The sequence below is a fragment of the Pseudomonas sp. Leaf129 genome, from assembly GCF_001423465.1.
Lineage (GTDB): Bacteria > Pseudomonadota > Gammaproteobacteria > Pseudomonadales > Pseudomonadaceae > Aquipseudomonas > Aquipseudomonas coleopterorum.
In genome coordinates this window covers 1,498,811-1,520,172 of record NZ_LMOC01000001.1, presented here as the reverse complement: position 1 = coordinate 1,520,172, position 21,362 = coordinate 1,498,811, and the positions used below count along the sequence as shown (strand labels likewise).

The 21,362-nt window shown below is 62.2% G+C and carries 18 protein-coding genes; 14 read left to right on the top strand and 4 right to left on the bottom strand.

Going from position 1 to position 21,362, the window contains the following annotated elements; translation table 11 throughout:
- Positions 1–110: 110 nt before the first annotated feature.
- Positions 111–2,573 carry an EAL domain-containing protein gene (locus ASF66_RS06595; RefSeq protein WP_056843202.1) on the top strand — a complete coding sequence of 821 codons (2,463 nt, stop codon included), beginning with the start codon at positions 111–113 and terminating at the stop codon, positions 2,571–2,573.
- Between the two features lie 46 nt (positions 2,574–2,619).
- Positions 2,620–3,402 carry a TenA family transcriptional regulator gene (locus ASF66_RS06590; protein WP_043187704.1) on the top strand — a complete coding sequence of 261 codons (783 nt, stop codon included), beginning with the start codon at positions 2,620–2,622 and terminating at the stop codon, positions 3,400–3,402.
- Between the two features lie 112 nt (positions 3,403–3,514).
- On the opposite strand, the gene ASF66_RS06585 is transcribed toward ASF66_RS06590, so the two are convergent.
- Genes ASF66_RS06585 through ASF66_RS06570 form a run of 4 tightly spaced genes read right to left on the bottom strand, consistent with a single transcriptional unit; the run spans position 3,515 to position 7,037 of the window.
- Positions 3,515–4,255 (bottom strand): YciK family oxidoreductase, encoded by a 741-nt coding sequence (locus ASF66_RS06585; protein ID WP_056843201.1) that lies wholly within the window; start codon positions 4,253–4,255, stop codon positions 3,515–3,517.
- A gap of 23 nt (positions 4,256–4,278) precedes the next feature.
- Complete coding sequence (mupP, locus tag ASF66_RS06580) at positions 4,279–4,950, bottom strand: N-acetylmuramic acid 6-phosphate phosphatase MupP (RefSeq protein ID WP_056843200.1); 672 nt, start codon at positions 4,948–4,950, stop codon at positions 4,279–4,281.
- A gap of 2 nt (positions 4,951–4,952) precedes the next feature.
- Complete coding sequence (ubiG, locus tag ASF66_RS06575) at positions 4,953–5,651, bottom strand: bifunctional 2-polyprenyl-6-hydroxyphenol methylase/3-demethylubiquinol 3-O-methyltransferase UbiG (RefSeq protein WP_049860980.1); 699 nt, start codon at positions 5,649–5,651, stop codon at positions 4,953–4,955.
- 57 nt (positions 5,652–5,708) lie between these two features.
- Positions 5,709–7,037 carry a TRZ/ATZ family hydrolase gene (locus ASF66_RS06570; protein ID WP_056843199.1) on the bottom strand — a complete coding sequence of 443 codons (1,329 nt, stop codon included), beginning with the start codon at positions 7,035–7,037 and terminating at the stop codon, positions 5,709–5,711.
- Positions 7,038–7,142: 105 nt separating this feature from the next.
- On the opposite strand from ASF66_RS06570, the gene mtnA reads away from it, so the two are divergent.
- The 12 genes from mtnA to ASF66_RS06510 all read left to right on the top strand — a co-directional run bounded on the left by mtnA (position 7,143) and on the right by ASF66_RS06510 (position 21,264).
- The gene (gene mtnA / locus ASF66_RS06565; RefSeq protein ID WP_056843198.1) at positions 7,143–8,219 is read left to right on the top strand and encodes an S-methyl-5-thioribose-1-phosphate isomerase; all 1,077 of its coding nucleotides are present in this window, start codon (positions 7,143–7,145) and stop codon (positions 8,217–8,219) included.
- 313 nt (positions 8,220–8,532) lie between these two features.
- Entirely contained in the window at positions 8,533–11,337 is a 2,805-nt protein-coding gene (gene gyrA, locus ASF66_RS06560) for a DNA gyrase subunit A (protein WP_056843197.1), read from the top strand.
- Between the two features lie 165 nt (positions 11,338–11,502).
- Positions 11,503–12,588, top strand: a complete 1,086-nt coding sequence (gene serC / locus ASF66_RS06555) for a 3-phosphoserine/phosphohydroxythreonine transaminase (RefSeq protein ID WP_056843464.1) — start codon at positions 11,503–11,505, stop codon at positions 12,586–12,588.
- Complete coding sequence (gene pheA / locus ASF66_RS06550; RefSeq protein WP_056843196.1) at positions 12,588–13,682, top strand: prephenate dehydratase; 1,095 nt, start codon at positions 12,588–12,590, stop codon at positions 13,680–13,682. Before serC ends, pheA begins: the two co-directional genes overlap by 1 nt.
- A 17-nt stretch (positions 13,683–13,699) precedes the next feature.
- Positions 13,700–14,809: a histidinol-phosphate transaminase gene (hisC, locus tag ASF66_RS06545; protein ID WP_056843195.1), complete on the top strand. Its 1,110-nt coding sequence runs from the start codon at positions 13,700–13,702 to the stop codon at positions 14,807–14,809.
- Positions 14,802–17,063: a bifunctional prephenate dehydrogenase/3-phosphoshikimate 1-carboxyvinyltransferase gene (locus tag ASF66_RS06540; RefSeq protein ID WP_442962748.1), complete on the top strand. Its 2,262-nt coding sequence runs from the start codon at positions 14,802–14,804 to the stop codon at positions 17,061–17,063. The genes hisC and ASF66_RS06540 overlap by 8 nt, the downstream gene beginning before the upstream one ends.
- Complete coding sequence (gene cmk, locus ASF66_RS06535; protein ID WP_056843194.1) at positions 17,060–17,746, top strand: (d)CMP kinase; 687 nt, start codon at positions 17,060–17,062, stop codon at positions 17,744–17,746. The genes ASF66_RS06540 and cmk overlap by 4 nt, the downstream gene beginning before the upstream one ends.
- 121 nt (positions 17,747–17,867) lie before the next feature.
- Positions 17,868–19,556: a 30S ribosomal protein S1 gene (gene rpsA / locus ASF66_RS06530; protein ID WP_049861362.1), complete on the top strand. Its 1,689-nt coding sequence runs from the start codon at positions 17,868–17,870 to the stop codon at positions 19,554–19,556.
- Between the two features lie 151 nt (positions 19,557–19,707).
- A complete protein-coding gene (locus ASF66_RS06525) occupies positions 19,708–20,007 on the top strand; it encodes a hypothetical protein (protein ID WP_056843193.1) in 300 nt (99 codons plus the stop codon).
- A gap of 179 nt (positions 20,008–20,186) precedes the next feature.
- Positions 20,187–20,486 carry a hypothetical protein gene (locus ASF66_RS06520; protein WP_049861360.1) on the top strand — a complete coding sequence of 100 codons (300 nt, stop codon included), beginning with the start codon at positions 20,187–20,189 and terminating at the stop codon, positions 20,484–20,486.
- A gap of 112 nt (positions 20,487–20,598) precedes the next feature.
- Complete coding sequence (ihfB, locus tag ASF66_RS06515) at positions 20,599–20,892, top strand: integration host factor subunit beta (RefSeq protein ID WP_049861359.1); 294 nt, start codon at positions 20,599–20,601, stop codon at positions 20,890–20,892.
- A 21-nt stretch (positions 20,893–20,913) separates the two neighbouring features.
- Positions 20,914–21,264, top strand: a complete 351-nt coding sequence (locus tag ASF66_RS06510) for a lipopolysaccharide assembly protein LapA domain-containing protein (RefSeq protein WP_082484509.1) — start codon at positions 20,914–20,916, stop codon at positions 21,262–21,264.
- Positions 21,265–21,362: the final 98 nt, after the last annotated feature.

Below are 21,362 nucleotides of genomic sequence, written 5' to 3'. Positions count from 1 at the left end.
CGACGCCGAAGAAAACGGTGCCGGTCCTTTCCGAAACTAGCCTAAAGTGTGCCAGCGGTGATTGAAGTTCTGACTTGGACGTTGCCTGGATTGCTGAAGCAAGGAACCTCATGAAGCACACGCAGACTCTCGATACGCCGAGATTACTGGGGATCGTCTGGCCATTTATCGCCGTGGTGGGATTGATGGCAATGCTGGGTTGCATCAGCCTTTACGCACTGTCCGCAGTGCGTAGTTATGTCGCGGGCGAAAGTTTCTGGTCCAAGGGTCAGAAAGACGCGATCTACTACCTCAACCTGTATGCCGACAGCCGGGACGAAGACGTTTTCCAGAAATACCTGCGGGCCATCGCCATTCCCCAGGGCGGTCATCAACTGCGCCTGGCCCTGGACCAGCCCGAGCCCGATCTGGCAGCGGCGCGGGCAGGCATTCTGAAGGGTAACAATCACCCCGACGACATGCAGAACATCATCTGGCTATACCGTCACTTCAGCGATGTCAGCTACATGTCCAGGGCCATTGCGCACTGGAAGACCGGTGACACCTACCTGGTCCAGCTCGACGAACTGGCGCAGCGCATGCACGCCGCACAGCAGGCCGGCACCGCAACCGAAGCGGACATGGCGCGCTGGAAACACCAGATCATGACCATCAACGACGCGGTCACACCCGCCGCCATGGCCTTCAGTGTGGCCCTGGGCGAAGGCTCGCGTGCGGTGCAATACCTGTTGGTGGTGAGCAATCTGCTGGTCGCCTTGCTGCTGATCGTGCTCGCGCTGTGGCGCACGCACAAGCTGCTCAATCAGCGCCATGCCTTTGCCTATGCGCTGCAGCTGGAAAAAGATCGCGCCCAGGTGACCTTGGCATCGATCGGCGACGGGGTGATCACTACCGATGTCGAAGGCGCGATTCTCTACATGAACCCGGCCGCCGAGCGTCTCACCCATTGGAGTGCCGACCAGGCCGTCGGGCTGCCGCTGGCGGCGCTGTTCAATCTGCTCGACGAGAACGCCGAGAAGGACAGCTTCACCCTTATCGACCACATCGTCAGCGGCGACCTGCGCGGCGGCAGCGAGCACGCCAAGTTGATCCAGCGTCTGGACGGCAGCACGGTCTCGGTGACGCTGGTAGGCGCGCCCATCCAGACCGACCAGCACATCAGCGGGACCGTGCTGGTCCTGCACGACATGACCCAGGAACGTCAGTACATCGCCAACCTTTCCTGGCAGGCCACCCACGATGCACTGACCGGATTGGCCAATCGCCGCGAATTCGAGTTCCGCCTCGAACAGGCCCTTACCGCGCTGCAACGCTATCCGGGTTGTCACTCCCTGATGTTCCTGGACCTGGACCAGTTCAAGCTGGTCAACGACACCTGTGGCCATGCCGCAGGCGACGAACTGCTTCGGCACATCTGCGCGTTGCTGCAATCCGGGCTGCGCGAGGGCGATACCCTGGCGCGTCTGGGCGGGGACGAATTTGGCATTCTCATCGAGAACTGCTCCACCAGTGAATCGGAGAAGCTCGCCGAAACGCTGCGCCAGACCGTGCAAAACCTGCATTTCGTGTGGAAAGGTCGGCCTTTCGTGACCACCGTAAGCGTCGGCATGGTGCACCTGACCCAGGCACCGATCACCCTCGAAGCTTCGATGCGCGCCGCCGACATGGCCTGCTACCTGGCCAAGGAACGGGGCCGTAACCGGGTCCAGGTCTACCATGCCGCCGATAGCGAGCTGACTGTGCGGGTCGACGAAATGGCCTGGGTCCAGCGCCTGCACATGGCCCTGGAAGAAAACCGCTTCTGTCTCTATGCACAGGAAATCGCCGCGCTGGGCATACAGGACGGCCCACCGGGTGGACACATCGAGATTCTCCTGCGCCTGAGCGATGAAACCGGCCGCATCATCATGCCCGACGTGTTCATTCCAGCCGCCGAGCGCTACGGCTTGATGACCGCCCTGGACCGGTGGGTAGTGCAGAATGTATTCAAGGTGGTACGCCAGACCCTGGATCAGCCCGATCAGGGCCCCTTGGCGGTCTGCGCCATCAACTTGTCAGGGATCAGCATAGGCGACGAGGAATTTCTCGAGTTCCTGCAAGAACAATTTCGCCTGTACGCGATTCCAGCTGAATTAATATGTTTCGAGATCACCGAGACCAGCGCGATTGCAAATCTCGGTAGCGCGATCCGATTTATCAATGAATTGAAGAGCTTAGGATGTCATTTTGCCCTCGATGACTTCTGTGCCGGTATGTCCTCTTTTGCCTATTTGAAACATTTACCTGTCGATTATTTGAAAATCGATGGCAGCTTCGTTAAAGATATGTTGGACGACCCGATCAATCGGGCGATGGTGGAAGTGATCAACCATATTGGCCACGTCATGGGCAAGCGCACCATTGCCGAGTTTGTCGAGACGCCTCTGATAGAACAGGCCTTGCTGGAAATTGGTGTGGACTACGCACAGGGATACTTGATCGAGCGACCGCAGGTATTTACCTGTGACAGTCTGCGCCGGCATCTGGGCAGACTGCGGCCGTCGCGATTCGGGGTTCCCGACACTTTCCGATAAGGGCAATTTGCCGCTGTTCTTCACTCAATTAAATGGAGGTTTGCCAGTGAACGATCCTTTTATTCGACTGGGTCCGCTGATGGACGCAAAGAGTTATCCCGAATGGGCACAGAAACTCATCGAAGACTGTGCGCCGAACAAGCGGCGGGTTGTCGAGCATGAAGTCTATGCACGAATGCGCGACAACCAGCTGAGCTCGCGCACCATGCGCCACTACCTGATCGGCGGCTGGCCGGTGGTGGAGCAATTCTCGCTGTACATGGCGCAGAACCTGACCAAGACCCGCTTCGCCCGGCATCCGGGCGAGGACATGGCGCGGCGCTGGTTGATGCGCAACATTCGTGTCGAGCTCAACCATGCCGATTACTGGGTACACTGGAGCCAGGCCCATGGCGTCAGCCTGCAGGACCTCATCGCCCAGGATGTGCCGGCCGAGCTGCATGCGCTCAGCCATTGGTGCTGGCAGAGCTGCGCCACCGATTCGCTGGCGGTTGCCATGGCGGCGACCAACTATGCTATCGAAGGGGCCACCGGCGAGTGGTCGGCGGTGGTCTGTGCCGACGACACCTATGCCCAGGCGTTTCCCGAGCAGAACCGCAAGCGCGCCATGCGCTGGTTGAGCCTGCACGCCCAGTACGACGATGAGCATCCATGGGAAGCCCTGGAAATCATCTGCACGCTGATCGGCAACCACGCCACCGAAGCGCAGCAGACCGAACTGCGCAACGCCATCTGCAAGAGCTACGACTTCATGTTCCTGTTCCTGGAACGCTGCATGGCGCTGGAGCAGCAGCGCACTACGACGCTGGACAACAGGGTCGTGGCGTGAAGGCCGTAGCGGCTTGATGACGGTCTAGCAGGATCACCTCAGGCGGCGCCATGGTTGCGCGACAGGCTGGCTGGCCGGTCGCACGGAATGGCGCCTGTCCTGAGGACACATTTCACTGGGCGTCGAACGCCTGGCCATTGATCCCGGCACTGTCGGGTCCCATCAGATACAGGTACACCGGCATGATCTGTTCGGGTAGCGGATTGCGGCCCGGGTCCTCGGCCGGGTAGGCCTGCGCGCGCATCGCCGTGCGCGTTCCGCCGGGGTTGATGCTGTTGGCGCGTGCGGCGCTGACACCTTCCAATTCGTCGGCCAGCGTCTGCATCAAGCCCTCAGTGGCGAACTTCGACACGCCATAGGCGCCCCAGTGCGCACGTCCCTTGCGACCGACGCTGCTCGAGGTGAACACTACCGAGCCATCTTCGGCCTGCTTGAGCAGGGGCAGCAGTGCGCGAGTGAGCATGAAGGTCGCATTCACGTTGACCTGCATCACCTGGATGAATTCGTCGTCGGGCAGCACGTCGAGGGGCGTTCGCGGGCCGATGATCGAGGCGTTGTGCAGCAGTCCGTCGAGGCGGCCGAATGTTTTCTCGATCATCTGCGCCAGTTCGGCGTACTGCGCGGTGTGTGCGCTGTGCAGATCGAACGGGATAACCACCGGCTGGGGATGCCCGGCCGCTTCGATCTCGTCATACACGGCCGTCAGGTTGGACTCGGTCTTGCCCAGCAACAGCACGATAGCGCCGTGGGCAGCATAGGTTTTCGCGGCGGCGCCACCGATGCCGCGACCGGCACCGGTGACCAGTATGACGCGCCCGGCCAGCAGGTCGGGGCGGGCTGAGTAATCGAACATGGGATCTCCTGAAAAAAGGTGGCTCAGCAGCCGCAGAGGGCCTGGTCCAGCACGCGGCGCAGGTCGGACGGGTGGTCCACCACCACATCGGCACCCCAGTGATCGGGGTTGTCGTTGGGGTGAATGTAGCCGTAGCGCACCGCTGCAGTCTTGGTCCCGGCATCGCGGCCTGATTCGATATCGCGCAGATCGTCACCAACGAACAGCACGCTGGACGGGTCCAGCTCGAGCTTGCTGCAGGCCAGCAGCAGCGGTTCGGGGTCCGGCTTGCTGCGGGTCACATGGTCGGGGCAGATGAGTATTGCCGAACGTTGTGCCAGGCCCAGTTGCTGCATGATGGGTTCGGCGAAGCGCAGCGGCTTGTTGGTCACTACGCCCCAGATCAGCCTGGCCTGCTCGATGTCCGCCAGCAACTGCGCCATGCCGTCGTACAGGTGGCTGTGCACCGCGCAGCCGTCCTGATAGCGTTCGAGGAATTCCAGGCGCAGCGTTTCGAACTCCGGCGCCTGCGGCGACAGGTCGAACGCAGCCTGCACCATGGCCTTGGCGCCGCCTGAAATCACGTCGCGTATCCGTTGCTCGTCGATGGGCGGCAGCTGGCGCGCAGCGCGCATGGCCTGGCAGATGGCGATGAAGTCCGGCGCGGTGTCGAGCAGCGTGCCGTCCATGTCGAAGAGTACCGCTCGAAGGCGCATGCTCATTCCTCGCGAAGGGTCTGGATCATGTAGTTGACGTCGACGTCCGCGGCCAGCTTGTAGTGCTTGGTCAGCGGGTTGTAGGTGAGGCCGATGATGTCCTTGACGGTCAGTCCGGCCTCGCGGCTCCAGGCGCCGAGCTCGGAAGGGCGGATGAATTTCTTGAAGTCATGGGTGCCGCGCGGCAGCAGCTTCATGATGTATTCGGCGCCGATGATCGCGAACAGGTACGCCTTGGGGTTGCGGTTGATGGTCGAGAAGAACACCTGGCCACCGGGTTTGACCATGCGGAAACAGGCGCGGATGACCGACGAAGGGTCCGGCACGTGCTCGAGCATTTCCAGGCAGGTGACAACGTCGAATTTTTGCGGGCATTCGGCTGACAGGGCTTCGGCAGTGATCTGGCGGTATTCCACTTCCACGCCGGATTCGAGCTGGTGCAGGCGAGCGACCGCCAGCGGCGCCTCGCCCATGTCGATGCCGGTCACCTTGGCGCCGCGCAGGGCCATGGCCTCGCTGAGGATGCCGCCGCCGCAACCGACGTCCAGCACCTGCTTGCCCGCCAGGTTGACGCGCTCGTCGATCCAGTTGACGCGCAATGGATTGATGTCGTGCAGCGGCTTGAACTCGCTGTTGCGATCCCACCAGCGGTGCGCCAGGGCTTCGAACTTGGCGATTTCAGCGTGGTCGACGTTGCTCATTGGGTGTCCTCTAAACGTTGTGATTCCAGAATTCGAGAGTGCCGGGGTCTTCAGCCTTCATTGCCCTGCGGCAATGCGCTCGCCCCAGGCGCCGGCCATGTCGCGCAGCCTGTTTTCGTCCAGGCGCGTCAGTCGGCCTTCGTCAAGCAGGTGTTTGCCCGCCACCCACACATGGCGGACGCAATTGCGGCCGCTGGCATAGATCAATTGCGACACCGGGTCGTACACCGGTTGCTGGGCCAGTCCGGACAGGTCGAAGGAGGTCAGGTCCGCCGCCTTGCCAATTTCCAGCGAACCGATGTTCGCTTCCATGCCCAGCGCGCGGGCGCCGTTGAGGGTGGCCATGCGCAGCGCGCGATGGGCATCCAGCGCAGTCGCCGAACCCGCCACGGCCTTGGCCAGCAGCGCTGCGGTGCGCGTGTCGCCAAGCAGGTCGAGGCTGTTGTTGCTGGCGGCACCATCGGTGCCCACTGCAACATTGACCCCGGCCTGCCAGAGTTTTTCCACTGGGCAAAAGCCACTGGCCAACTTGAGGTTGGACAGCGGGCAATGCACGACGTTGCTGTTGCTTTCCACCAGCAGGGCGAGGTCGTCGTCATCCACCTGGGTCATGTGCACCGCCTGGAACCGCGGGCCGAGCAAGCCGAGCCGGGCCAGCCTGGCCAGCGGACGCTCGCCGGTCTGCTGTAGGGCATCGTGCACTTCGCCGGCAGTTTCGTGGACGTGCATCTGGATGGCGGCGTCCAGCTCATCGGCCAGCACGCGGATCTTCTCCAGGTTCTCGTCGCTCACCGTGTAGGGCGCATGGGGGCCGAAGGCAATGCTCACGCGGGGATGGTGCTTGAGGTCATTGAACAGCTCGACGCCCTTGTGCAGCGCCTCGTCGGCGTCCCGCGCGCCGGGGATGGGGAAATTCAGCACCGGCACGCTGATCTGGGCGCGCATGCCGCTGGCGTGCACACGCTCGGCGGCCACTTCGGGAAAGAAGTACATGTCCGAAAAACAGGTGATGCCACCCTGCAGCTGCTCGGCGATGGCCAGGTCGGTACCGTCGCGCACGAATGCCTCGCTGACCCAGCGGGCCTCGGCGGGCCAGATGTGGCGTTCGAGCCAGGTCATCAGTGGCAGGTCGTCGGCCAGGCCGCGGAACAAGGTCATGGCCGCGTGACCATGGGCATTGACCAGCCCCGGCGCGAGCAACTGTCCGGGCAATTCGCGGATTTCACGTGCCTGCAGCCGGGCAGCCGCGCTGCGCGGGCCAATGAAGACGATTTGCCCATCACGGATGCCCAAGGCATGCTCCTGAAGCACGACACCGGCAGGCTCGACCGGTACCAGCCAGGTTGGCAGCAACAGCAGGTCCAGGGCGGTATCGACGTCGAGCATGGCAAGTTCCGGGCTTGTGCAGGTGGTGGCGAAGTATACCCGAGCGTCTTGGACGGGGGCTCGCTATAATCGAGCGCTTTTGGCGTCTGAGTACGGAGTTGGGGCATGCGTGATCGATTGTTGGCGGCGGAACGGGTCAAAGCCGTTGATTGGCGAGGTGACGCGTTGCACCTGATCGACCAGCGTGCGCTTCCGGGTCAGGAAGTCTGGCGCGCTTTCGTCGATGCGCCCGGCGTCGCCGGCGCGATCCGCTCAGGCGTGGTGTCCGGGGCTTCGGCGGTCGCCATCTGCGCTGCCTATGCCGTGGTACTCGCCGCGCGACTGCACCGCACCGCCGCAGCCGATTGGCGTGCCGCGCTGGACCAGGACCTGCGCCTGCTGGCGGCGATCCGCCCGGCCACGGCTCATCTGTTCTGGGCGCTGGAGCGCATGCGCGAACGTCTGGGCCGAGTGCGCGCCGACGAAGACCCGGTGCCGGCCTTGGAAGCCGAAGCCCTGGCCATTCACCAGAGCGATCGCGAAGCCAACCTGACCATGGCGCAGCTGGGCGTCGATGTGATCCGCCGGCACCAGGGCAATCTGCAGACCGTGCTGACCCACGCCAGTGCCGGCGCGCTGGCCAGCGGCGGCTTCGGTACGGCACTCGGGGTGGTGCGCGGGGCCTTCCATGAAGGCATGCTCGAGCGTGTCTATGCCGATGAAACCCGGCCTGGGCTGCAAGGCTCGCGCCTGTCGGCCTGGGAGTTGTCCAGCGAGGACATCCCGGTGACCGTGACGGCCGATTCGGCGGCGGCGCACCTGATGAAGAGCAAAGGCATCACCTGGGTGATCGTCGGCGCCGAGCGGATTGCGGCCAATGGCGATATCGCCGGCCCGATCGGCACCTATCAGCTGGCGGTCTGCGCCATGCATCACGGTGTTCGGTTCATGGTCGTGGCCAGCAGCGCGGCGATCGACCTGGCCCTGGAAAGCGGCGAAGACATTCCCTTGCTCGAACGCGATGGTCGCGAATTGCTGGAAGTGGCCGGAACGCGCGTCGGCGCCGACGTCGATGCATTCAATCCGATCCACGACGTGACCCCGGCCGATCTGATCGACGTGATCGTCACCGAAAAAGGCATCGTCGAACGACCCGATGCGGCGAAGCTGGCGCAATTGATGTGCCGTCGACGCCTGCATTGAATTCGCCGCAGTGGCAAAACGCTCGCTTTTTTCCTCAAGAAAGGTCTGCAAGCGCCGCAGCGCCATGCCAGAGGCTCGATACGACTCGATCAAGGGTCCTGTCAGGGTTTAAGGGGATAGGTGTCTGACGGCGATTGTGCTAACATCCGGCGGTTTTCGGGGGTGCATCGAGGTGCTCCCCCAGCGCCGTCGGTCCAAGGCGTAACTCGTTGATTTGTCGTAAGTCGCCGTTGGCATCGGCCAGCGGTGGCAAGCTTCGTTCTTCTCACAGGGAGGCAACGGAGTTTCACCAGAAAAAGGAATCAGGCTTCTCATGGGCGAACTGGCCAAAGAAATCCTCCCGGTCAATATCGAAGACGAGCTGAGACAGTCCTACCTCGACTACGCCATGAGCGTGATCGTGGGTCGTGCACTGCCTGACGCACGTGATGGCTTGAAGCCCGTGCATCGCCGCGTTCTGTTTGCGATGAGTGAACTGGGCAACGATTGGAACAAACCCTACAAGAAGTCGGCCCGTGTGGTCGGTGACGTGATCGGTAAGTACCACCCGCACGGTGATACCGCGGTCTACGACACCATCGTGCGCATGGCCCAGCCATTCTCCCTGCGCTACCTGCTGGTGGACGGCCAGGGCAACTTCGGTTCCGTGGACGGCGATAACGCTGCGGCCATGCGATACACCGAAGTGCGCATGACCAAGCTGGCCCACGAGCTGCTGGCCGACCTGCACAAGGAAACCGTCGACTGGGTGCCCAACTACGACGGCACCGAGCTGATCCCGGCGGTCATGCCGACGCGTATCCCCAACCTGCTGGTCAACGGCTCCAGCGGTATCGCCGTGGGCATGGCGACCAACATTCCGCCGCACAACCTGGGCGAAGTGCTCGACGGCTGCCTGGCGGTCATCGACAACCCGGACGTCACCATCGATGAGCTGATGCAGTTCATCCCGGGCCCCGACTTCCCGACCGCCGCCATCATCAACGGTCGCCAGGGCATCATCGAGGCCTACCGCACCGGCCGCGGCCGCATCTACATGCGTGCCCGATCGCACGTCGAGGACATCGACAAGGTCGGTGGTCGCCAGCAGATCGTCGTCACCGAGCTGCCGTACCAGTTGAACAAGGCCCGCCTGATCGAGAAGATCGCCGAACTGGTGAAAGAGAAGAAGCTCGAAGGCATCTCCGAGCTGCGCGACGAGTCCGACAAGGACGGCATGCGTATCGTCATCGAACTGCGCCGCGGTGAAGTGCCGGAGGTGATCCTCAACAACCTCTATGCACAGACCCAGCTGCAGGCCGTGTTCGGTATCAACATCGTCGCCCTGATCGACAACCGTCCGCGCATCCTCAACCTGAAAGACCTGCTCGAAGCCTTCGTGCGCCACCGTCGCGAAGTCGTCACCCGTCGCACTGTGTTCGAGCTGCGCAAGGCGCGCGAGCGTGGGCACATTCTCGAAGGCCAGGCGGTCGCGCTGTCCAACATCGATCCGGTCATCGCCCTGATCAAGGCCTCGCCGACCCCATCCGAAGCCAAGGAAGCGCTGGTCAGCACGCCGTGGGAATCCAGCGCCGTGGTGGCCATGGTCGAGCGTGCCGGCGCCGAGTCCTCACGTCCGGAAAACCTCGATCCGCAGTACGGTCTGCGCGACGGCAAGTATTTCCTCTCGCCGGAACAGGCGCAGGCCATCCTCGAGCTGCGCCTGCATCGCCTGACCGGTCTGGAGCACGAGAAGCTGCTGGCCGAGTACCAGGAGATCCTCAACCAGATCGCCGAGCTGATCCGCATCCTCAACAGCGCCGAGCGCCTGATGGAAGTGATCCGCGAGGAGCTGGAACTGATCCGCGCCGAATACGGCGACGTGCGCCGTACCGAGATTCTCGACTCGCGTCTGGACCTGACCCTGGGTGACATGATCCCGGAAGAAGAGCGCGTGGTGACCATTTCCCACAGCGGCTACGCCAAGACCCAGCCACTGTCCGCCTATCAGGCCCAGCGCCGTGGCGGCAAGGGCAAGTCGGCCACCGGCGTCAAGGACGAGGACTACATCTCGCACCTGCTGGTCGCCAACAGCCACGCCACACTGCTGCTGTTCTCCAGCAAGGGCAAGGTGTACTGGCTCAAGACTTACGAAATTCCCGAGGCCTCCCGTGCCGCCCGCGGCCGTCCGCTGGTCAACCTGCTGCCGCTGGATGATGGCGAGTACATCACCACCATGCTGCAGATCGACCTCGAGGCCCTGCAGGCCACCGCCGGTGCCGACGAAGAGCTGGATGACGCCGACGACACCGTGCTCGAAGGCGAGATCGTCGAGCCGGAGGAAGTCGTCGAGGCCGCCGAAGGCGAAGACGGTGACACCCCCGAGCTGGTGGCCGAGCCGACCGGTGCCTACATCTTCATGGCGACCGCATTCGGTACCGTCAAGAAGACCCCGTTGGCCCAGTTCGCCCGTCCGCGCTCCAGCGGCCTCATCGCGCTCAAGCTCAAGGAAGGCGACACCCTGATCGCCGCTGCCATCACCGACGGCGCCAAGGAAGTCATGCTGTTCTCCGATGCCGGCAAGGTGATCCGCTTCGCCGAAGGCGTCGTGCGTCAGATGGGCCGTGGCGCTCGCGGTATTCGCGGCATGCGTCTGGGCAAGGGTCAGCAACTGATCTCCATGCTGATCCCCGAGTCCGGTGCACAGATCCTCACCGCTTCGGAGCGCGGCTTCGGCAAGCGCACGCCGTTGAGCAAGTTCCCTCGTCGCGGTCGCGGCGGTCAGGGCGTGATCGCCATGGTCACCAAGGAACGCAACGGCAAGCTGATCGGCGCGATCCAGTCCCAGGAAGGCGAAGAGATCATGCTCATTTCCGACCAGGGCACGCTGGTGCGTACCCGCGTCGGTGAAGTGTCGAGCCTTGGCCGAAACACCCAGGGTGTGACCCTGATCAAGCTGATCACCGACGAGAAGCTGGTGGGCCTGGAGCGGGTTCAGGAGCCATCGGAAGTCGAGGAAGACGAGCTGGAAGAAGGTGTCGAAGGCGTTGAAGGTGTCGAAGCTGTAGAGCTGGACGATTCCGAATTGGCTCAGGGTGACGTCGAGCCCGATGCCGCGGACGAAGCGCCCGAGGAGTAAGCTGTAGGGCAGTTGATCGGCGGTGCGCCCTTCGCGGGCAGAGCCCGCTCCCACAGGATTCGTGAACACTTGTGGGAGCGGGGCTCTGCCCGCGAAGGGCGCACCGCCGATCTTCCGACAGACACACCCGGGTCAGCCCCGAATTCAAGCAGAGCGAGAGTGGATGTGAGCAATCGAGCCTTTAACTTCTGCGCAGGCCCCGCCGCGCTTCCCGAAGCCGTACTGCAGCGCGCCCAGGCTGAAATGCTGAACTGGCGCGGCAAGGGTCTCTCGGTGATGGAAATGAGCCATCGCAGCGAGGACTACACCGCCATCGCCGAAAAGGCCGAACAGGACCTGCGCGATCTGCTTGGCGTCCCGTCCAACTACAAGGTGCTGTTCCTGCAGGGCGGTGCCAGCCAGCAGTTCGCCGAGATCCCCCTGAACCTGCTCCCCGAAGGCGGCACGGCGGACTACGTCGAAACCGGCATCTGGTCGAAGAAGGCCATCGAGGAAGCCCGTCGCTACGGCAATGTCAACGTCGCGGCCAGTGCCAAACCCTACGACTACCAGGCCATTCCCGGCCAGAACGAGTGGACACTGACGCCCGGCGCGGCCTACGTGCACTACGCGTCGAACGAAACCATCGGCGGCCTGCAGTTCGACTGGATTCCGCAGACCGGCGACACCCCGCTGGTGGTCGACATGTCCTCGGACATTCTCTCGCGGCCCGTCGACGTCTCCCAGTTCGGCCTCATCTACGCCGGTGCGCAGAAGAACATCGGCCCCAGCGGCCTGGTCGTGGTCATCGTGCGCGACGACCTGCTGGGCAAGGCCCGCAGCGCCTGTCCGACCATGCTCGACTACAAGATCGCGGCCGACAACGGCTCGATGTACAACACGCCTGCGACCTACTCCTGGTACCTCTCGGGCCTGGTGTTCGAGTGGCTCAAAGAGCAGGGCGGCGTTGCCGCCATGGAAGCGCGCAACCGGGCCAAGAAAGACCGCCTGTACGGCTTCATCGACGCCAGCGCGTTCTACAGCAACCCGATCTCGGTCAACGCCCGGTCGTGGATGAACGTACCGTTCCGCCTGGCCGACGAGCGTCTGGACAAGGCGTTCCTGGCCGGCGCCGACGCGCGCGGCCTGCTCAACCTCAAGGGTCACCGTTCGGTCGGTGGCATGCGCGCCTCCATCTATAACGCCCTGGGCCTTGACGCCATCGAAGCGCTGGTCGACTACATGGCGGAGTTCGAAAAGGAAAACGGCTGATGTCCGAACATGAACTCAAGGCCCTGCGGGTCCGCATCGACAGCCTCGACGAAAAGATCCTCGAGCTGATCAGCGATCGCGCCCGCTGTGCCGAAGAAGTCGCACGGGTCAAGATGGCGGCGCTGCCCGAAGGCGAGGTGCCGGTGTTCTACCGGCCCGAGCGCGAGGCGCAGGTGCTCAAGCGCGTGATGGAACGCAACAAGGGGCCGCTGAGCAACGAGGAAATGGCGCGTCTGTTCCGCGAAGTCATGTCCTCCTGCCTGGCCCTGGAAAACCCGTTGAAGGTGGCCTACCTGGGTCCGGAGGGCACCTTCACCCAGGCCGCTGCGATGAAGCATTTCGGTCATGCGGTGATCAGCAAGCCGATGGCCGCGATCGACGAGGTGTTCCGCGAAGTGGTCGCTGGCGCCGTGAATTTCGGCGTGGTGCCGGTGGAGAATTCTACCGAAGGCGCGGTGAACCACACCCTCGACAGCTTCCTCGAGCACGACATGGTGATCTGCGGCGAGGTCGAGTTGCGCATCCACCATCACCTGCTGATCGGCGACAACACCAAGACCGACAGCATCACCCGCATCTACTCCCATGCACAGTCCCTGGCGCAATGCCGCAAGTGGCTGGACGCGCACTACCCGAACGTGGAGCGCATCGCGGTGGCCAGCAACGCCGAGGCGGCCAAGCGGGTCAAGGGCGAATGGAATTCGGCGGCCATCGCCGGCGACATGGCGGCCGGCCTGTATGGCCTGGAGCGCCTGGCCGAAAAGATCGAGGACCGCCCGGACAACGCCACGCGGTTCCTGATCATCGGCAACCAGGAAGTACCGCCGACCGGCGACGACAAGACCTCGGTCATCGTGTCCATGAGCAACCGCCCCGGTGCGCTGCACGAGCTGCTGGTGCCGTTCCATGACAACGGTATCGACCTGACACGCATCGAGACGCGTCCGTCGCGCAGCGGCAAGTGGACCTACGTGTTCTTCATCGACTTCATCGGCCACCATCGCGACCCGTTGATCAAGGGTGTGCTGGAACAGATCAGTCAGGAAGCCGTGGCACTCAAGGTGCTCGGCTCGTACCCCAAAGCGGTTCTCTAACAGAAGGGTTAGCACGCATGACCGATTTCCTTGCCCTGGCCCAGACCGGTGTTCAACAGCTTTCCCCGTACGTTCCCGGCAAACCGGTGGACGAACTGGCCCGAGAGCTGAACATGGACCCGGCCAGCATCATCAAGCTGGCCAGCAACGAGAACCCATTGGGCGCAAGCCCCAAGACCCGCGCCGCGATCGAGCGCGAGCTGGCCGAACTCACACGCTACCCCGATGGCAACGGTTTCGACCTCAAGACCCTGCTGGCTCGGCAGTGCCGCGTGCAGATCGACCAGGTGACCCTCGGCAACGGCTCCAACGACATTCTCGAACTGGTCGCCCGCGCCTACCTGGCGCCTGGCCTGAACGCCGTGTTCAGCGAGCACGCCTTCGCCGTCTATCCGCTGGTCGTGCAGGCCGTGAATGCCGGCGCGCGGGTCGTCCCGGCCAAGCAGTTCGGCCATGACCTGCCCGCGATGCTGGCAGCGATCGACGACAAGACCCGCATCGTGTTTCTGGCCAACCCGAACAACCCGACCGGGACCTGGTTCGGACCGCAGGCGCTGGAAGACTTTCTGGCGGCGGTTCCGCCCAGCGTCCTGGTGGTGCTCGACGAGGCCTATATCGAATACGCCGTAGGAGGCGACTTGCCCGACGGCCTGGACTACCTGGCACGCTACCCCAACCTGCTGGTGTCGCGTACGTTCTCCAAGGCCTATGGTCTGGCTGCGCTGCGCGTCGGTTACAGCCTGTCTTCTGCCACGATTGCCGACGTGCTCAATCGCGTGCGCCAGCCGTTCAACGTGAACAGCCTGGCGTTGGCTGCCGCGTGCGCCGCGCTGACCGACACCGAATATCTGCAGCGCAGCCGCGAACTGAACAGCGCTGGCATGCAGCAGCTGGAGGCGGGTTTCACCGAGCTGGGTCTGCAGTGGATCCCGTCCAAGGGCAACTTCATTGCCGTGGATGTGGGTCGCGACGCCGGTCCGGTGTTTCAGGGGCTGCTGCGCGAGGGGGTGATCGTGCGCCCGGTGGCCGGCTATGGCATGCCCAATCACCTGCGCGTGACCATCGGCCTGGCCGAAGAAAACAGCCGCTTCCTTGAAGCATTGCGCCAGGTGCTGGCTCGTGTCTGATTTCACGCAATTGCAACCCGGCGCTGCCAGAATAGGCCGCCTGGTGGTAGTGGGATTGGGACTGATCGGCGGCTCCTTCGCCAAAGGCATCAAGCAAAGCGGCCTGGCTGATGAAGTGGTTGGGGTCGATCTCGATCCGCGTTCCTGCCAGCGCGCCGTCGAGCTGGGTGTGGTAGACCGCTGCGAGGCGGAGCTTGCCAAAGCCTGTGTGGGCGCCGATGTGATCCAGTTGGCAGTACCGATCCTGGGCATGGAGAAACTGCTGGCGGCGCTGGCTCGACTCGATCTGGATCGGGCGGTGATCACCGATGTCGGCAGTGCCAAGGGCAACGTGGTGCGAGCTTATCGTGACGCTTTCGGCGGTGACCTCTCACGCTTCGTGCCGGGCCATCCGATCGCCGGTTCCGAGCAGAGCGGGGTGGAGGCAGCCAATGCCGAGTTGTTCAAGCGGCACAAGGTGATCCTCACGCCGCTGGCCGAAACCTCGCCCCAGGCGCTGGACCGGGTCGACGGCCTGTGGCGCGCCCTGGGGGCGGACGTGGAGCACATGCAGGTCGAGCGCCACGACGAGGTGCTTGCCGCCACCAGTCACCTGCCGCACCTGCTGGCGTTTGGTCTGGTCGATTCGTTGGCCAAGCGCAGTGAAAACCTGGAAATCTTCCGCTACGCTGCGGGCGGTTTCCGCGATTTCACCCGAATCGCCGGCAGCGATCCGGTCATGTGGCACGACATCTTCCTCGCCAACCGCGAGGCAGTTTTGCGCACACTCGATACATTTCGCAGCGATCTCGACGCCTTGCGCGACGCGGTCGATGCAGGGGATGGGCATCACCTGCTGGGCGTGTTCACACGCGCCAGGGTGGCCCGCGAGCATTTCAGTAAAATCCTGGCCCGTCGGGCCTATGTGGACGCTATGAACTCCAATGACGACCTGATCTTCCTGGGCAAACCCGGCGGCAGCCTCAATGGCCGCATCCGCGTACCGGGCGACAAATCCATCTCGCACCGTTCGATCATGCTCGGCTCCCTGGCCGAAGGCACCACCGAAGTCGAAGGCTTCCTGGAAGGCGAGGACGCTCTGGCGACCTTGCAGGCCTTCCGCGACATGGGCGTGGTCATCGAAGGCCCGAACCAGGGCCGCGTGACCATCCACGGCGTCGGTCTGCACGGGTTGCAGGCGCCGCCAGGGCCGATCTACCTTGGCAACTCCGGGACCTCGATGCGCCTGCTCGCCGGCATCCTGGCAGCGCAAAGCTTCGACACCACGCTGACCGGCGATGCCTCGCTGTCCAAGCGCCCCATGAACCGCGTGGCCAACCCGCTGCGGGAAATGGGCGCGGTCATCGAGACAGCTGCCGAAGGCCGTCCGCCGATGGTCATTCGTGGCGGACAGCGGCTCAAGGCGCTGAATTACACCCTGCCGATGGCCTCTGCCCAGGTCAAATCCTGCCTGCTACTGGCTGGATTGTGGGCCGAAGGCAAGACCACCACCACCGAGCCCGCACCGACCCGCGACCACACCGAGCGCATGTTGCGTGGTTTCGGCTACCCCGTGCACGTCGACGGCCCGCAGGCGTCGGTCGAGTCCGGGCACAGGTTGACCGCGACCCATATCGAGGTGCCGGGCGACATCTCCTCGTCCGCCTTCTTCCTGGTGGCTGCTTCGATCGCCGAAGGTTCGGACCTGACCCTGGAACACGTCGGCATCAACCCTACGCGTACGGGTGTCATTGATATCCTGCGTCTGATGGGCGCTGACATTACCCTGGAAAACCAGCGTGAAGTCGGTGGCGAACCGGTTGCCGACCTGCACGTGCGGGCTGCCCGGCTCAAGGGCATCGAGATCCCCGAAGCGCTGGTGCCGCTGGCGATCGACGAATTCCCCGTGCTGTTCGTGGCAGCCGCCTGCGCCGAGGGGCGCACCGTGCTGCGCGGCGCCGAAGAGCTGCGGGTCAAGGAATCCGACCGTATCCAGGTCATGGCCGATGGCTTGCAAGCCTTGGGCGTCAAATGCGAGCCGACCGCGGACGGCATCATCATCGACGGCGTCGGTCACGGGGTGCCTGCCATGGGCGGTGGCGAAGTCCACGGCCACGGTGATCACCGCATCGCCATGGCCTTCAGCGTCGCCTCCCTGCGCGCCAGCGCGCCGATCCGCATCCACGACTGCGCCAACGTCGCCACGTCGTTCCCCAACTTCCTCGGCCTGTGCGCCCAAGTGGGCATCAACGTAGCCGAAGAGGGCAAGTCGTGAACGTGGCGCCAGTCATCACCATCGACGGGCCCAGCGGTTCGGGCAAGGGCACCGTCGCCGGTATCCTGGCCAAACGTCTGGGCTGGAAGCTGCTCGATTCGGGCGCGTTGTATCGGCTGCTGGCCTACGCCGCACGCAATCATGGCGTGGATTTGAGCAACGAAGCGTCGTTGATGGTCATGGCTGCGCACTTGGACGTGCAATTCATTGCCGCCGCCGATGGCCAGCCACAGCGCATCGTCCTGGAAGGCGACGATGTCACCCGGGACATTCGTAACGAGCAGATCGGCGCCTGCGCTTCCCAGGTCGCTGCCCTGCCAGCGGTACGCGATGCCTTGCTGCAGCGTCAGCGGGCGTTTCAGGAACTGCCTGGCCTGGTCGCCGATGGTCGCGACATGGGCACGGTGGTGTTCCCCGATGCGCCGCTCAAGATGTTCCTGACCGCGAGTGCCGAGGAACGTGCGCGCAGACGTTACTTGCAGTTGAAGACAGCCGGCAACGATGTTAGTCTGTCGAGTCTGCTAGATGAGATACGTGCACGCGATGAGCGTGACACCCAGCGCGCAGTGGCCCCGCTCAAGCCGGCGGCCGATGCCATACAGCTGGATTCCACGGAGTTGTCCATCGAGCAGGTGTTGGAACGCATCATGAGCGAGATCGCACTTCGCGATATCGCCGGGTGACGAAGAAGCCATACGGGAACCCAGTCAACATCCCGGTGGCTTTCTTTTACTTGAACGAAACCCACGTTGTCTGGAGCGTGGCTGATGGGCGTATGTTTCGCCCAAATCTACAGGAATTAAAATGAGCGAAAGCTTTGCAGAACTCTTTGAAGAAAGCCTAAAAACTCTCAATCTTCAGCCAGGCGCAATCATCACCGGTATCGTCGTCGATATCGACGGTGACTGGGTTACTGTCCACGCCGGTCTGAAGTCCGAGGGTGTCATCCCGCTCGAGCAGTTCTACAACGACGCTGGCGAACTGACCATCAAGGTCGGTGACGAAGTCCACGTTGCGCTGGACGCGGTAGAAGACGGCTTTGGCGAAACCAAGCTGTCCCGCGAAAAAGCCAAGCGCGCCGAGTGCTGGATCGTTCTGGAAGCAGCTTTCGCCGCCGAGGAAGTGGTCAAGGGCGTTATCAACGGTAAGGTTAAAGGCGGCTTCACTGTCGACGTTAACGGCATCCGTGCGTTCCTGCCTGGTTCCCTGGTCGATGTCCGCCCTGTGCGCGACACCACCCACCTGGAAGGTAAAGAGCTCGAATTCAAGGTCATCAAGCTGGACCAGAAGCGCAACAACGTTGTCGTTTCCCGTCGCAGTGTCCTGGAAGCCGAGAACTCCGCCGAGCGCGAAGCTCTGCTGGAATCCCTGCAGGAAGGTCAGCAAGTCAAGGGTATCGTCAAGAACCTCACCGATTACGGCGCATTCGTCGATCTGGGTGGCGTCGATGGCCTGCTGCACATCACCGACATGGCCTGGAAGCGTATCAAGCACCCATCGGAAATCGTCAACGTTGGCGACGAGATCGATGTCAAGGTTCTGAAGTACGATCGCGAGCGTAACCGCGTATCGCTGGGCCTGAAGCAACTGGGCGAAGACCCATGGGTTGCTATCAAGGCACGTTACCCGGAGAGCACTCGCGTCATGGCGCGCGTGACCAACCTGACCGACTACGGCTGCTTCGCAGAGCTGGAAGAAGGCGTGGAAGGCCTGGTACACGTTTCCGAAATGGACTGGACCAACAAGAACATCCACCCTTCGAAAGTCGTACAAGTCGGCGACGAAGTGGAAGTCATGGTTCTGGACATCGACGAAGAGCGTCGTCGTATCTCCCTGGGCATCAAGCAGTGCAAGTCGAACCCGTGGGAAGACTTCTCTGGCCAGTTCAACAAGGGCGACAAGATCTCCGGCACCATCAAGTCGATCACCGATTTCGGTATCTTCATTGGTCTGGACGGCGGCATCGACGGCCTGGTTCACCTGTCCGATATCTCCTGGAACGAAGTGGGCGAAGAAGCCGTACGTCGTTTCAAGAAGGGCGACGAGCTTGACACCGTCATCCTGTCGGTAGATCCAGAGCGCGAGCGCATCTCCCTGGGCATCAAGCAGCTGGAAGACGATCCGTTCTCCAACTACGTTGCTGTCAACGACAAAGGCGCTATCGTTCGCGGTACCGTTAAGGAAGTTGACGCCAAGGGCGCTGTGATCACCCTGGCCGACGACATCGAAGCCACTTTGAAAGCTTCCGAAATCAGCCGTGACCGCGTTGAAGACGCGCGCAACGTCCTGAAGGAAGGCGAAGAAGTCGAAGCCAAGATCATCAGCGTCGACCGCAAGTCCCGCGTCATCCAACTGTCGATCAAATCGAAAGACGTTGAAGACGAGAAAGAAGCTATCCAGAGCCTGCGCGACAAGCCAGCTACTTCGGATATCGCTGCCGGTCCGACCACTCTGGGCGACCTGCTGCGTGCTCAGATGGAAAAGCAGAACTAAGTTCTGTTTGACCTGTAGAAAAAGGGCGACTTCGGTCGCCCTTTTTTGCGCCTGCGATTTGTGTTTCGTCCCGTTCAGCAGAAACGGATGCCGAACTTAAAAGTGCCTGGGAGGCTCAAAGGCATAAGTGAATACCCAAGGACCTCCAGGGATGAAAACCGTAGTAACCGCGATGCTGTTCGTAGTAGTTGGCCTGACGTCCGGGTGCTCCACCACATCGGTGGTCAAACGAGATTATCGGGGCATGCAGGCGTTGCAAATCAACTGCAGTGGCTTGGGTTCGTCATGGGGCAAGTGCTATGACAAGGCCCATCAATCGTGCCGCTCGGCAGGCTACAAGGTCTTGGCGAAGACATCGGATATCAAGGAGGAACCGGAGGACGGGTTCCTGGGCTGGAATCCCGGAATGGCCAGCAGGACCATGTTCGTGCGCTGCAATAGCCAGGGATGAGAGGCCAGCGAGGTGTCGTACGAATAGTTACAATCTTTCGAGTCATCGCACTGAAACCCGCCTGAAGTAAATTAGCAATCGGCCAGCTACTTGGATAGGGTAGGTGGCCTGTCGTTGTTGATCGATTTCGCCGTTACTCCTGAACCCGTGTCCATCCTGAAGTAGACAAGGCCCGAGTCATGAAATTTACCTTGCTCATCGCAGCATTGCTGCTGGTGACTGCCTGCGCCGCCACCTCCACCTCCCACGGCAAACGTGGTAACCGCGGATTGCACATCAACTGTTCGGGGCTCACTTCGTCCTGGGCACAGTGCGAGAAAGAGGCGGAGTCCGCCTGTGGACCTGCGGGCTATCGCACCCTGGCCAAGTCCAGTGACGCCAAGGAAGACCCCGATGACTACGTCTTTGGTCTCAACCCTGCCGGTTATTCCACGCGCAGCATGATCGTCAAATGCCGCAAGAGCAGTGCGTTCAAATAGTGCACCCACAACTGATTGCGAAGAAGTCAAGAGTCGGGCTGTTCAAATCTGTCAAGCCATGCTAAAACCTTCTAAGCGCTGATCTAGCTGCTTGATAAAGAAGGGAAAAAATATGACGAAGTCGGAATTGATCGAACGTATTGTCACCCATCAAGGTCTACTTTCATCCAAGGATGTGGAACTGGCCATCAAGACCATGCTTGAACAAATGTCCCAGTGCCTTGCCACGGGTGACAGGATCGAGATACGCGGTTTCGGCAGCTTTTCCCTGCACTATCGCGCGCCGCGTGTCGGGCGTAACCCGAAGACAGGTCAGTCAGTAAGCCTGGACGGCAAGTTCGTTCCGCATTTCAAGCCCGGCAAGGAATTGCGCGACCGGGTGAACGAGGACGAAGAGCTCGTTTGATCGACGTTGAAGGAGAAGGCTTTGCGTAATCTCAAGAAGTTGCTGCTGGTGCTGATCTTCCTGGCAGTCGCCGCTGCCGTGCTGATATTCGTGCTTGAGAACCAGCAGCCCATCACCCTGAGCGCTCTTGGATGGTCCAGCCCTTCGTTGCCGGTTTCTGTCTTCGTATTGGCAGGTGTGCTCGCAGGCATGGTGTTGGGCCCGTTGTTCGGCTGGTATATCGCAGCCACCAGCAAGTATCGCTGGCGCAAGCAGTTGCGTGCCAAGGCTCGCGCCGAGCAACGCGCCGCACTTGCGACCGTGCCTCTTGATTCTGCAGCCGCTACTGGCGCTCCTGCGCAGCCTGTGACTCAGCCGCCCGCAGTCAAATAAGCACGCAGTCCATGGAAACAGCCCATGGAAACATTGCGTATCACCGCACGTCCTGATTGAACGGTATTTCATGCGCCCCATGCGCATGTTCTGTTGCA